Origin of the sequence: Streptomyces aurantiacus, from assembly GCF_027107535.1 — a bacterium.
Classification (GTDB): domain Bacteria; phylum Actinomycetota; class Actinomycetes; order Streptomycetales; family Streptomycetaceae; genus Streptomyces.
The window spans coordinates 5980301-5993652 of sequence record NZ_CP114283.1; the positions used below are offsets into that span (position 1 = coordinate 5980301).

Here is a 13352-nt window from a genome sequence, read left to right on the forward strand (position 1 = left end):
CGGCCGGCTCTCCCGCGTGGCGTCGCTCCGGCGGTCGGGGACTCGATGCGGCGCCGGAACTCGTCGCGGATCGAGCGGACAGCATCGACGCCCTTGCCCGCCGGGCCCTCCAGGCCCGGCGGAGGTACTTCCTGCCCGGGAAGACCGGACAGGCGTCACCGCGGCCCGTCCGCTCCCCCGCCGTCGCCCCTACACGGTCGACGTCAGACGGATCAACAGCACCCCGGGCGTGCCGGGCAGCGACACCTGGACGCCGCTCCCGTCCCAGCGCGCCGAGCCTGCGGAGCGGGACGCGGACAGGGACGGGTGCAGGATCTCCGCGTGCACCTCGCGGCCGGCCAGGTGCCCGACGGGAAGGCGGATCTCGCCCTCCCCGCCGCGGCGCCAGACCGAGAGGTACGACGTGCGGCCGCCGGGCACCCGCATGCCCAGCGCCGACCACGCGTCCTCCCATCCCGGCAGGCCGAGCGGCCAGAACGGCAGCGCCTCGGCCAGATCCCCGCGGACCGTCTTGTAGATGGCCACGGCGTCCCGGACGAGCGCGAGCCGGTGTTCCGGCATCCGGTCCAGGTGGCCCGACAGATGGATCCGGCCGAGCATCGCCCCGCCCAGGGTGAACGCGATGAGGTCGTCGTCGAAACCCGGCTGGGGGTAGGCCCAGACGGCACCCTGCTCGGGCGGGACCGCCGTCGGTGCGGCGGCGGCGATCGGCGGGCAGCGCAGGGGGTCCTGCTGGTCGCTGGTGGACTGGAGCTGGGTGACGGCCAGCGTGGCCCCGTCCATCCGCATCCCGCCGGAGGCACAGTTCTCGATCACCAGGCCCGGATGCCGGTCCAGCACCTCCGCGAGCCAGTCCAGATACGCCTGGGCATGGCCCAGCAGCCCCGCCCCGGGGGCGATGTCACCGGGCCCGCAGGTGCCGGGGTCGACGAGGATGTTGTAGTCCAGCTTGAGATAGCCCACCCCCCAGTCGCCGACGATCCGGTCCACCGTCCTGTCGAGGTGCGCCCGGGCGGCCGGGTGCCGCAGGTCCAGCTGATGCCGGCCCTGTTCGCTCAGCCGCACACCGTCCCGCTGGAAGAAGGCCTCCGGCGGAAGCTCGGACGCGACCGGGCTGCGCACTCCCACGACCTCGGGCTCCAGCCACAGTCCGGGCACCATGCCGCGCTCGCGGATCCGGTCCAGGACCGCGTGGATGCCGCCGCCGGGGAAACGGCGCGACGACGGCAGCCACTCGCCGACGCTGTCCCACCAGCCCTCGGTGCTGTCGTCGTACCAGCCGGAGTCGATGCAGAAGTACTCCGAGCCGGCCTCGGCGGCGGCGTCGATCAGCGGGAGCAGCTTCTCCGTCGTCGGGTCGCCCATCAGCGTGTTCATGTAGTCGTTGAAGACGACGGGCAGCGCGGTGTGGTCGGGGTGCGGGCGGCGCACGGCACGACGGTACGAGGTCAGGGCGCCGAACGCGTCGTCGAGTCCGGAGCCGAGGGCGAGGACCCCCGGAACGGTGGTGAACTCGGCGCCGGGCTCCAGCCTGACCCGCCACTGGTGCTCCGCGTCCGTGGGCCCGTTCAGTGCGAGACACGTACCGTGGTGACGCTCGCCCAGGTCCCAGCGCCAGCCTGCCGGGGACTCCACCTGCCACAACCAGGTCCGGCCGCCGTCACGTTCGGTGAGGGCCCCCATCGGCAGGTGCCCGCCGCTGGACCAACTGCCGCGCCCGGTCAGGGAGAGCGCGGCCCGGCTGTCGTGCTGGTGGACGTCGACACTGATGTCGGCGACGGAGGCGCTCAGCGGCTCGGCATACCAACGGCACTCCGCCAGCCAGTCGTTGCGGGCACGGTGGACGTCCAGTCGGTCGGGCGGCGGCAGGGCGCCGAGCAGCAGGCTGCTGACGGACTGCACCACGAGCGCCTCGTGTCCCTCGTTGCGCAGTCGCACGCGGGAGCGCAGCACGGGCAGGCCGATGGGCGAGGACAGTTCGACGAAGGCCGTCAACCCGGTCCCGTCGTCGTGGAGTTCGGCGGTCAGTCGGGTCCAGCCGTCGCGTTCCTCGACGGTGTGGGTGCGGTACCGCAGGCGGGCGCCGAGGGCCGTGCCGGTGAAGCGCGGCCCGGACCAGCCGCTCCCGTGGCCGAGGGCGGTGAGCTCCACGAGATGGAGTGGCGCGTCGGGTTCGGCGGACTGGGACGCCGGGTCGCCGGGGCGGGCCAGCCGGACCAGCCGCAGGGCTCCGTCGGGGCCGGTGGCGAGCTCCGCCTCCAGCGCCCGGTGGCCCCAAGTGACCTTCTGGTGCGAGTCGTTGGGGGCCGTGCCCGCCGCGTCCAACGTAACGGTCAACGTCTTCCCCTCCCGATGACCGCCACTGACGGCGGTCTGAGTCTGCCGTGTGAATTCATGATTACGGTCTCTTGACGCGCCTCATGTGACCGGTCACAATCCTGGCATGAATGTGACCGGTCACACAAGGCGCTCGGTGAGTATCCGGGATGTCGCCACCGCATCCGGGGTCTCGTACCAGACCGTCTCCCGGGTGATCAACGGCCACCCCAGCGTCAAGCCGTCCACCCGGGAGCGGGTGCTCGCGGCCATCGACGAACTGGGGTTCCGGCGCAACTCCACCGCGCTCGCCCTGGCCAGCGGACGCACCCGAGCCGTGACCGTGCTGACCTCCAACACCACGCACTACGGCTACGCCTCCGTCCTCCAGGGCATCGAGGAGGCCGCCCGCGCCGCCTCGTACACCGTGGGGATCGGCGTACTCGAATCAGCCGACGAAGCCGACGAGGCGGACGTCACCGCCCAGGTGCAGCGGTCGGCGGACGCCGGCGGCGGTCTGATCGTGATCGCGTACGATCCGGCCGGCGTACGGGCCCTGGGTGCGGTGCCCGCCGGTCTGCCGGTCGTCGGCGTGGTGGAGACGCCCGCGAGCCCGCCCGGCGGCGACCGCCCCTGGGTGTGGACGGACGACCGTGAGGCCGCCTACGAAGCGACCCGCCATCTCCTCTCCCTCGGCCACCGGACCGTGCACTACGTCGCCATCCCGTCCAGCACCCGGCGCACCAGTGCCCGTACCACCGGCTGGCGGCAGGCGCTCAAGGAGGCCGGAGCTCCCCAGCCCCGCCCGGTGCAGGGGAGCTGGGGGCCGGCGGGCGGCCACGCGGCGGGCCGCAAGCTCGCCGGGGATCCCGGCGTCACCGCGATTCTGTGCGGCAACGACGATCTCGCGCTCGGGGTGATCCGCGCCCTCCACGAGAAGGGCCGGGCCGTGCCCGGAGACGTGAGCGTGGCGGGATTCGACGACGCACCGCACTCCGCCTTCCTCACCCCGTCACTGACGACCGTGCGTCTGGACTTCACCGGCCTCGGGCGGTCCGCGTTCGGACTGCTGCACGGCGTGCTGGAGGAGTCCGCGCAGATCGCCCCGCACCCCGTCTCCGTACCGGAACTGGTGGTGCGGGAGAGCTCGGGGCCACCGCCCGAGCACGAATGAGTCCGTGTGCGCCCTCCGCGCGAGGCGCCCGCTCGCGTTTCTTCAGCCGGTCCGCTCCAGATGCCCCTGCCCGAGCCCGTTCGTGAAAGGCACGTCATGAAGACAAGAGCCCTGCCCGCGCTGGCGTTCATATGCGCCGCCGCCCTGTCCGCCACCGCATGCAGCGACCCCAGTGTCGGCGACTCCGGTTCCGGGGACTCCGGCTCGGGTGCCAAGCAGGCCAAGGTCGACCCCACCGCCCGCCTGGACGGCGTGAAGCTGACCATGTGGACCGCGCAGAACACGCTCAACGCCCCCAAGCAGGTGGTCGACGCCTTCGAGAAGGCCACGGGCGCCGAGGTCGAGACCCAGGCGATCCCGGACCTGTACGAGCAGAACGTGCCGACGAAGCTCGCCTCCGGCGACAAGCCGGACCTGATGTTCTGGCAGCCGTCCATCTCCACGCTGCCCTTCATCCAGCCGAAGCAGAACCTGCTCACCCTCGACGGGGAGGAGTGGGTGTCGAAGCTGGGTGACACGGAGAAGTCCCTCGGTGTCATCGACGGCAAGCGGTACGCGGCGATCGTCACCAGCCCCGCCATGCTCGGCGTCTACTACAACAAGGACGTCTTCAAGAAGGCCCAGATCGCCGAGAAGGACTTCCCGAAGTCGTACGACGAGCTGCTGAAGCTCGGCCACACGGTCACCGACAGGACCGACGCCGCCGCCTTCTACGAGGCCGGCGGCGACAAGTGGCCCATGCAGTGGCAGATGCAGGTCCAGCTCACCGACCTCGACAAGCAGTGGTGGGCGGACCTCAACCAGAACAAGAAGAAGTGGACCGACCCGGTCGTCGTCGGGGCCATCAAGAAGTACAAGGAGAAGCTGCTCGACGCGGGGCTCGCGCAGAAGAACTACAAGACCGGCACCTTCACCGGCCAGGCCGACTCCCTCTGGAAGGGCGAGTCCGGCATGGTCCTCAACGTCACCTCGTTCCAGAGCCAGTTGCAGGCCAAGTACTCCACAGCTCAGATCGACAAGAAGATCGGCTGGTTCCCGATCGCCAACTCCTCCGCCACCGGGATGTACTCCCCCGACCAGACCAACGGCGTGGTCGCCTTCAAGACCGGTGACGAGAAGCGGCAGAACGCCGCCCGCCAGTTCCTGGCCTTCTGGCTCGGTCCGGACTACGCCGACTACATCAAGGCGATGAAGATTCCGTCCGTCCAGCCGTCCGTGCCCACCCCCGACGGCCTCCCCCAGGCATCGATGTCCCAGGTCAAGGCGCTGCCCACGGCCATCGGCGTCTTCCAGGCCAAGGCGATCGTCGCCCCCGACACCCACCTGTACCTCGCCGACATGATCTACGGAAAGAAGAACCCGCAGCAGGTCGCGCAGGCGATCCAGAACCAGTTCGCGCAGGTGGCCAAGGCCCAGGGCGCGCCCGGCTTCTAGACCCGACCGACCCGACGGGCAAGGATTTCCGATGGCGGACACTGCCATACGCACGCGCACGCAGAAACCGGCACCCGCCAAGGGCCGGGCGAGGAAGGTGGGACGGCTGCCCCGCGCCGCCGTCCACCACCCCTGGTGGTTCGCACTCCCCGCGGTCGCCGTCTTCGCGGCCTTCTTCCTGGTGCCGAACCTGCTCAACTTCTACTACCCGTTCACCAACTGGTCCTCGTACCACCCGGACATCGCTTTCACGGGCCTCGACAACTTCAAGACCATCGCGGACGACGGGTCCCTGCTCCGGGCGATCCGCACGACCCTGGTGTACGCCCTGCTGGCAGCGGTGTTCCAGAACGGCTTCGGGCTGGCACTGGCCCTGCTGCTGGAGGCGGACAGCCGCTTCAACCGGTTCTTCCGTGCCGTCTTCTTCCTGCCCGTGCTCATCTCGGCGCTCGCGACCGGCTACGTCTTCCAGGCCCTGCTGGACCAGGACGGCGCGGTCAACGGCCTGCTCGGCACCGACATTCCCTGGCTCGGCTCGACGACGTGGACGCTGGTTCTGGTCTCCGTCATCCACGGCTGGAAGTGGATGGGGCTGTCGATGCTGATCTATCTGGCCGGCCTCAAGGGAATCCCCGGCGAGATGCTGGAGGCCGCGAAGTGCGACGGCGCGGGGCCGTGGCGGACCTTCCGGTCGGTGCGCTGGCCGATGCTGGCGCCCGCCGTCACCTTCAACGTCACCACGGCACTGATCGGTTCGATGAACACCTTCGACATCGTGCAGGCCACCACGGGCGGCGGACCGGCCGCCTCCACCGAGGTCTTCAACATCTACATGTTCCGGATCTTCGGCCAGGGCCTGTACGCGCAGGCCTCCGCGATGAGCCTCGTCCTCTTCCTGGTCGTGGTCGCCGTCGCCGTACCGCTGGTCGTCGGGCTGCGCCGAAGGGAGCAACTGCTGTGAGCGCCACCGTGCATTCCGTGTCCGCCGTGCGTGGCGCGTCCGCCGTGCATCCCGCCTGGCGGTACGGCCGTCCCGCCCTCGTCGTACTGCTCGCCGGACTCGCCGTCGGCGTCCCCCTGTGGCTGGTCGCCGTCACCTCCGCCAAGCCGCAGGCCGAAGCGATCACCCCTAACCTTGATCTGCCGCGGCACTGGCAGCCGGGCAGCAACTACGAAGAGGCCATCAGCCAGGGTGAGATGCTGCGCGGCTTCCTCAACTCCCTGCTCGTCGTGGTGCCTTCGGTCGCCCTGGTGCTGATCCTGGGGGCCGGTGCGGCCTGGGTCTTCGCGCGCCGCAAGTCGAAGCTGGTCTCGGCGGCGTACGCACTGTGCATCAGCGGGCTGCTGCTGCCGCCGGCCGTCATCACCGTCGTGATGGAGCTGCGGCAACTGGGCCTCGCGGGCACGCGGCCCGGAATGATCGCCGTCTACACCGGGATGTACCTCTCCACGTCGATCTTCTTCATGACCGGCTTCATCCGCGCCATCCCCCTGGAACTGGAGGAAGCCGCGCGGATGGACGGCGCGAAACCACTGAGGATCTTCCTGCGGATCGTGCTGCCGCTGCTCAGACCGGTCATCGCCACCGCGACGATCATGGTGATGCTCTACGCCTGGAGCGACGTCTTCTATGCCTTCTTCGTCCTCGGCGGCGGAGAGAGGGCGACCCTGCCGCTCAACCTCTACAAGGTCGCCAGCGCACAGCTCTACCTCAACAACTGGCATCTCGTCTTCGCGTACGTCGTGGTGATGAGCCTGCCCATGGTCGCCCTCTTCCTGGTGGCCCAGCGAAAGATCGTGTCCGGCATCACCAGTGGAGCCGTCAAATGACTGGAGGTCCAACAGCGTGAGCACCCCCACCCGTTCGGGATCGCGCCCCATGTCCCGCACGAGAACCGCCTTTGTCGCAGCCGTACTTGGAGTCACCGCCATGGCAGGCACCCTCCCTGTGGCGGGGACCGCGGCCGCCGCCGCCGACCCTCAGCGCCTCAGCGTCGACCTCACCGCGTCCGAAGGCCCGGTGATGCGCGGCGCCAACGGCACGCTGTACGGGCTCAGCGACGACGGCGTGCCCAGCGACGCCATGCTGGAACCGTTGAAGATCACCAGCATCTCGCAGAAGCCGGAGGGCGGCGCCCAGCACCCCAACGGCGACGCGCTCACGGTCTCCAAGTCGTTCTTCCGCAACGGCGGCGGCGAGATCAACGTGATGATGCAGGACATCTACGCGAAGTGGCCGTACGAGGATCTCGGCATCGCGGACTACCTCCCCAAGGTCGACAAGATCGTCAAGGAGGTGTCGGCCGACCCGAACAGCGAGCACTTCGTCTACATCCCCTTCAACGAGCCCGACCAGATCTGGTACAACCTCGGCACCTCCGACCAGGCGCAGTACGAGGCCAACCGCGACCGGTTCCTCAAGGACTGGAAGACGGTGTACCAGCGGATCCGCGCGATCGATCCCGACGCCAGGATCGCCGGCCCGAACGAATCCGGCTACCACACACGGCTGTTGACCGACTTCCTCGCCTTCGCCAAGCGCGAGAACGTCCTCCCCCAGATCATGACCTGGCACGAGCTGGACTCCAGCTCTCTCAAGAACTTCCAGGGGAACTACGACAACTACCGCTCGATCGAGAAGAACCTCGGCATCGCACCGCTGAAGATCAACATCGATGAGTACGCCAACCGCCGCGACCTGTCCGTGCCCGGGCAACTCGCGCAGTGGGTCGCGATGTTCGAGCGGAACAAGGTGTACGCCAACCAGGCCTACTGGGACGCGGCCGGCAACCTCGACGGCAACGTGGTGCGCTCGAACATCCCCAACGGCGGCTGGTGGTTCTTCCGTTGGTACGCGGGTCTGACCGGGAACACCGTCAAGGTGACGCCGCCGCAGGCCAACGCCGTCGACACCCTTCAGGGCCTGGCCTCGTACGACAAGAAGCGGCGTCAGGCCCAGGTCCTGCTCGGCGGTTCCGCGGGTGACTCCGACGTCGTCGTCGAGAACGTCTCCCGGTCGGTCTTCGGCCGTACGGTCACCGCGACCGTCGCCGAGTCCGCCTGGTCCGGCTACGAGGGCCAGCACCCGGCGCCGCGCGTCCTGACCCGCACGAAGGTCAAGGTCGCGGCCGACGGTTCGGTGACCGTCCCGCTGCGCGGCATGCACAAGATGTCCGCCTACCGGGTCGTCCTCACCCCGGGCGGCTCCGGCACCCCGGCCGCCGCCTCCGTCCCCTGGTCCGCCTCGTACGAGGCCGAGGACGCGGCGATCACCGACGGCAAGGTCTACACGCAGGGCACGGTCAGCAACGCCAACGGCTACGCGGCCTCCGGGACGAAGGACGTCGGTTCGCTCAACGCGGCCACCAGCAAGGTCGACTTCAAGGTGACGGTTCCGAGGGCGGGCACGTACGGCCTGGCGATCCTGTACGGCAACCAGTCCGGGACCCCCGCCACGCAGAAGCTCTCGATCGACGGCAGGGACCCGGTCACGGTGTCCTATCCCTCCACCGAGAACTGGACCTACCGCGCCAAGAAGGACGTCACCGTCGAACTCCCGGCCGGCGAGCACCAGCTGACGCTGGCCAAGGGTGACACCGAGGTCACCCTCGACCGCATCGACCTGACCGCGCGTACCTCAGCCGTGCCCTCCGCCTCGTATGAGGCCACGCTCGCCGACATCAGCGGGAAGCCGTCCTACGACTACTCGTCGTCGGCCGGCGCCGGCACGGGCTCCCTCGTGCTGCGCTCGGGCGACAAGGCGGTCTTCGACGTCTACGCCCCGCGCGACGGCTACTTCACGGTGGTCCCGCAGGCCACGGCCGCGGTGAAGCTCACTCTGCACGGCGAGAGCGTGACGGCGGCCCCCGGCCGTCCTCTGCGGCTGTATCTCGTCGCGGGCAACAACCGCGTGCAGGCGACCGCCAAGCACGCCGGCGTCCGCTCCCTCGACGTCTCCGGCGCCGGCTCGACCACCGGCACGCTCTCCTACGAGGGCGCCTCGGCCACCCTCGCGGGCGGGGCCAAGCTCGTGGACTCCACCCACGCCTCCGCCGGTTCCTACATCGGCTGGCTCGGCAACAGCGCGTCCAGCACCGCCGAGTTCACCGTCGAGGCACCCAAGTCCGGCCGCTACATGCTGGTCGTGCACTACGCGCACAACGACCGGCGCGACAACGGCCACTCCTACAACACCGACATCATGTCGCGGACGGCGGACATCACCGTGGGTGACTCCGCTCCCCGGAAGGCCACCTTCAAGAACACCTGGGGCTGGGACGACTACTGGACCCTGGGCATCCCCGTCGACCTGAAGAAGGGCTCCACCAAGGTGACCTTCGGCAACGCTGACGCGTGGGCCCCGAACATCGACCGCATCGAACTGGGCCGGATCGTGGGCTGAGCAACAACGGGCTGACCGAGGGGTGTTGCCGGCGACGGCAGCACCCCTCACCGTTTTCGGGGCACCTCGGTCGGGCGAGCGGGACCGACGGCGCCGGTGGCGACCGTGTCCGGTGTCGGGCCCCGTGTCGCACGGTGTGAAGAAGTCGCCGCGAGGGGTTGACGGAGTCGTGTGTGACGGGCAACTTCGATCCCACTTCAGTGGGAGCGCTCCCACACGGTGTAAAGGACGGTTTCATGCAGACACCTCCGCACCTCTCCCGAAGGACCGTGGTCGCAGCCGCCGCGGCGGGCGTCCTCACCGCCTCCGCTTCGCCCGCCCGGGCATCCGGCACCCGGACCCGGTTCCACACGGTGGGGCGGGTCAAGGAAGCCGCCGACGGGTCCGTGGCGTACACCTGGCCCGGCATCCAATTCGAGGGACGCTTCCGCGGAACCGGTGTGGGCATCGTGCTCGACGACGCCGACAACGACTACGACGTGCAGATCGACGGGGCGAGCGCCGCGACGCTGGTGACCCCGGGCCGCACCACCTTCCGGATCGAGAACCTCCCCGACGGCGTGCACACCGTCCGGCTCGTCAAGCGAACGGAAAGCCCCTGGGCCGCGGGGCGGTTCGGCGGCTTCCTGCCCGCTCCCGGAGGCGCGGTCCTCGCCGCGCCCCGACCGCGCGGCAGGCAGATCGAGTTCATCGGCGATTCCTTCACCGCCGGGTACGGCAACCTCTCGGACACGCGCGACTGTTCGGGCAACGGAGGGGTCAACCGCAACAGCCACGCAGGCCTCGCCTTCGGCGCCCTCACCGCCCGGAAGCTCGACGCCGACCACCAGCTCAACGCGTTCTCCGGGCGGGGCATGGTCCGCAACTACAACGGCGGCAGCGCGGGCAGCGACTTCCGCACCTACTACGACCGGGCCCTGCTGAACGTCGACGGCGACGTCTGGCGCAGGCCGGACTCCTGGCGGCCGCAGGTCGTCGTGATCGGGCTGGGCATCAACGACTTCTCGACCCCCCTCAACGCGGGCGAACGCTGGGCGACGGAGGACGAGTTGACCGCCGCCTACGAGAGCGCCTACCACGGCTTCCTCGACAGGCTGCGCGCCTCGTACGGCCCCCGGACGTTCATCGTGGTCAGCGCCACGGACCTCGGCAACACCGGTGTGTTCGTCCAGGCCACCCGGCGGATCGTCCAGGAGCGCAACCGGCGGGGCGACCACCGGGTGCGCCACTGGTACTACGCCGACGCCGGCCTGGATCACCTGGGCTGCGACTGGCATCCCTCTCTCCGCGACCACCGGATCATCGCCGGCCTGCTCGACGACCACCTCGCCTCCCTGCCGCTGCGCTGGTAGGGATCGGCGGAGCCGCAGGCTCCCCCACATCGCCCACAGCCCCCGCGCGACCGCTGGGCCCTGTCGTCACATTGCCGTCGTCCGCCCGAAGGCCGGCAGACGGGAATGTGACGACAGGGCCCATGAGGGGCGGCCGCCCCCGTGCGGTCCGGGTGCGGCTCCGCCGCAGGTCACCGGTGAAGCGAATCGCGCACTTCCGGGGCCGAGGCGCGCTCCCACACAGGGGGCAGTTCTCGTTCCCGGGTGTCCGCGCGTGCCTGTTCCGTGCCGTACAGCAGGCCCCAGGTGAAGCCTGCCTCGCCCGCTGTCTGGGCCGCCACGGCCAGATCCCTGAGGGCTCCCCGCGCCACCACGCTGTCCTGGTGGTCGCCGAGGACCTTCTGCACCGCCTTGACCCGCTTGCCGAGGCGCTCGGCCGGTTTACCGAGGGCCGGGCGGGCCGCCTCCGCGGCGTAGCGCACCTTCTTCGCCGCCTTGCGCGCCTCGTGAAGGGCCACATCACGCGCGGGGCCCGGCGACAGCTCCACGGCGTCGGTCATGAGCCCGGTCAGCCGCTCGTACTCCTTGCGGACGGCCTTGGCCATGACCTGGTCCGCGTCCTTGCCCGCCTTGGTACGCAGCGGCGGCCGCTCCAGCAGCGCGGCGAGGGAATCGAGCAGAGCGAGATAGCGGCGCGTGCCGAGGGCATCGAGGGTGCGCCGACGGGATTCCGTGCTGTGGACGACGTTCCACACCCGCAGCCGCGCGGCGACGGGACCGAGAACCAGTTCCTTCGGCAGGGCCCCGATGCTCTTGCCGAGGCGCTCCATCAGCACTTCCTGATCCCGTTCGGCGCCCAGTTCACCGGCCAGCCACTGCAGCTCCCGCCGGATCGCGTCGGTGGCATCACGGTCGAGGACGGACCGGTAGGACCGCAGACAGCTGCGCAGACGACGGCAGGCGACCCGCATCTTGTGCACCGAGTCGGGGCGCTCCCGTCGCACGGCGGGGTCGAGGGCGACGAGGCTGCGGACCTGTTCCCGCACGTACGCGAGGACGTGCGCGCCGGCCTGATCCGGATCCAGGTCACCGGACGTCCGGGCCGGGGCGACGGCGGTCTCGTCGAGAGCCCGGGCCAGCTTGGACGGGGACTGCGAACGAGCGATCCCCTTCTTGCGCAGCTTCTTCTCCACGGCGTCCAGCAGGGCGGGGTCGGCGCCCTCGGCCAGCTCCACCTCCACCTCGTTCCACGTGGTGCGCCGGCCCCTGTCGCGCAGGGACTCCGCGAGGACCGAGTCGACGCACAGCTCGGCCCGCAGAGCGCCGTCCGCGTCGACGAGATGCCGCACCTCACGGGTCGACCGGATGCGGACCACCGGGGTCAGCTCCGCTCCCCGGGTGCGGGACGTGGCCAGGTCGAGCAGTGCGTCCGGGACGGTGTCGGTCAGCGGCGACCGGATCTCCTCGCGGCTGTCGCCCGGCAACGGCAGTTTGAGGTGCCACCCGGCGTCGGCACCACCGGTTCTGCGACGCAGTGTCGCCGAGGAGCCGGACAGGCGCAGGTCTTCGGTGTCGTAGTAGACCGCGTCCAGCTCCTCGGGGCTCCGGTCGACGACCGCCGAGACACCGTCCACGCGATCCAACTCGGGCAGCCAGGAGGTGTCGGCGGACGAAGGGACCTCGTACTTTCGTTCTGTCTCTCGCATCGACTGGACCATGTATTACCGGTAGACACGATCCGCCGAACGAAACACGGACTCGGACATTGCCGGTCTTTCCGGGGTGGGGCGGGCCTCGGCCCCGAACGACGCGCATCGCTGCCACGAAGGGGGTCCATGGCCGACGAGCGGGTGCCACCGGCGGCGGGACACGGCTCGCGTCCGCCCATGCCGTGGCGTGTCCTTACGGTGTTCGCCGCCGCCGTCGGCCTGTGGTGGTTCGTCTTCCACGGGGCCCCGATCAGCCGTTCCTACGACCGTCCCACGCACGCGGCCCGGGCCCTGCTGACCACCGCGCTCGTCGTCCCCGCGGTCCTGGCCGCATGGCGGCTGATGGACCGCCGTCCCTGGGCCGACCTCGGTCTGCCCGCGCCGCGGGTGGCCGGGCGGCAACTGCTCCTGGGGGCGGCCTGCTGGATGCTCCCCTCCTCGGCCGGGATCGGGCTCTGCCTGTGGCTCGGCTGGGCCGAGGTGGCTTCGCGGGCATCCGTCGCGGAGATGGCCGGGGTCGCCGCGCTGTTCGTCCTGCTGGTGTTCCTGTACGAGGCGCTGCCCGAGGAACTCGTCTTCCGCGGCTACCTCCAGCGCAACCTCCTGACTGTGCTGCCTCCTTGGCAGGCGGTCGTCGGGCAGGCCGTGCTCTTCACCCTCTTCGGGTTCCTGCTCGGTGTGGCCCCCACCCCGGACCGGCTCTTCGTGTTCTTCACGTTCGCGCTCGTGCTGGGCGTCTTCCGCGTCGCGACCGGCGACATCGCGGCCGGGGTGGGGTTCCATCTCGGCTTCCAGACCGTCGCGCAGCTCTTCGACGGCGAGGGCGCGGTCTTCGAGGTCTCCGGGGCGGCGGTGTTCGGCGTGGTCGCCCTGGGCGGCCTGCCCTTCACCGTGGGCTGGACGGTGATGGTGCACCTGTACCGTGACCGCCTGGACTGGCACACTCCGCAGCCCTAGGCCCCGGAGGGCGGCCGCGCTGTGCTGTC

At 70.1% G+C, this 13352-nt stretch carries 9 protein-coding genes; 7 read left to right on the forward strand and 2 right to left on the reverse strand.

The window, feature by feature from the left end:
- Positions 1 to 189 precede the first annotated feature (189 nt).
- Positions 190 to 2337, reverse strand: coding sequence for a glycoside hydrolase family 36 protein (locus O1Q96_RS28850; RefSeq protein WP_269250938.1), 2148 nt, complete (start codon positions 2335 to 2337; stop codon positions 190 to 192).
- A 106-nt stretch (positions 2338 to 2443) separates the two neighbouring features.
- Between O1Q96_RS28850 and O1Q96_RS28855 the strand changes: the two genes are divergently transcribed.
- The 6 genes from O1Q96_RS28855 to O1Q96_RS28880 all read left to right on the forward strand — a co-directional run bounded on the left by O1Q96_RS28855 (position 2444) and on the right by O1Q96_RS28880 (position 10678).
- Positions 2444 to 3490, forward strand: a complete 1047-nt coding sequence (locus tag O1Q96_RS28855) for a LacI family DNA-binding transcriptional regulator (protein ID WP_269250939.1) — start codon at positions 2444 to 2446, stop codon at positions 3488 to 3490.
- Between the two features lie 96 nt (positions 3491 to 3586).
- Entirely contained in the window at positions 3587 to 4924 is a 1338-nt protein-coding gene (locus O1Q96_RS28860; protein ID WP_269250940.1) for an ABC transporter substrate-binding protein, read from the forward strand.
- Between the two features lie 31 nt (positions 4925 to 4955).
- A complete protein-coding gene (locus O1Q96_RS28865) occupies positions 4956 to 5885 on the forward strand; it encodes a carbohydrate ABC transporter permease (protein ID WP_217456204.1) in 930 nt (309 codons plus the stop codon).
- 44 nt (positions 5886 to 5929) lie between these two features.
- Positions 5930 to 6754: a carbohydrate ABC transporter permease gene (locus O1Q96_RS28870; RefSeq protein WP_269253760.1), complete on the forward strand. Its 825-nt coding sequence runs from the start codon at positions 5930 to 5932 to the stop codon at positions 6752 to 6754.
- A 100-nt stretch (positions 6755 to 6854) separates the two neighbouring features.
- On the forward strand, positions 6855 to 9326 hold the full coding sequence (locus O1Q96_RS28875; protein ID WP_269250941.1) for a CBM35 domain-containing protein: 2472 nt from the start codon (positions 6855 to 6857) through the stop codon (positions 9324 to 9326).
- A gap of 236 nt (positions 9327 to 9562) precedes the next feature.
- The gene (locus O1Q96_RS28880) at positions 9563 to 10678 is read left to right on the forward strand and encodes an SGNH/GDSL hydrolase family protein (RefSeq protein ID WP_269250942.1); all 1116 of its coding nucleotides are present in this window, start codon (positions 9563 to 9565) and stop codon (positions 10676 to 10678) included.
- Between the two features lie 170 nt (positions 10679 to 10848).
- Here O1Q96_RS28880 and O1Q96_RS28885 read toward each other — a convergent pair whose 3' ends face one another.
- Positions 10849 to 12375 (reverse strand): CYTH and CHAD domain-containing protein, encoded by a 1527-nt coding sequence (locus O1Q96_RS28885; RefSeq protein WP_269250943.1) that lies wholly within the window; start codon positions 12373 to 12375, stop codon positions 10849 to 10851.
- Between the two features lie 117 nt (positions 12376 to 12492).
- Here O1Q96_RS28885 and O1Q96_RS28890 point away from each other — a divergent pair, with 117 nt between their 5' ends.
- Positions 12493 to 13323 carry a CPBP family intramembrane glutamic endopeptidase gene (locus O1Q96_RS28890; protein WP_269250944.1) on the forward strand — a complete coding sequence of 277 codons (831 nt, stop codon included), beginning with the start codon at positions 12493 to 12495 and terminating at the stop codon, positions 13321 to 13323.
- Positions 13324 to 13352: the final 29 nt, after the last annotated feature.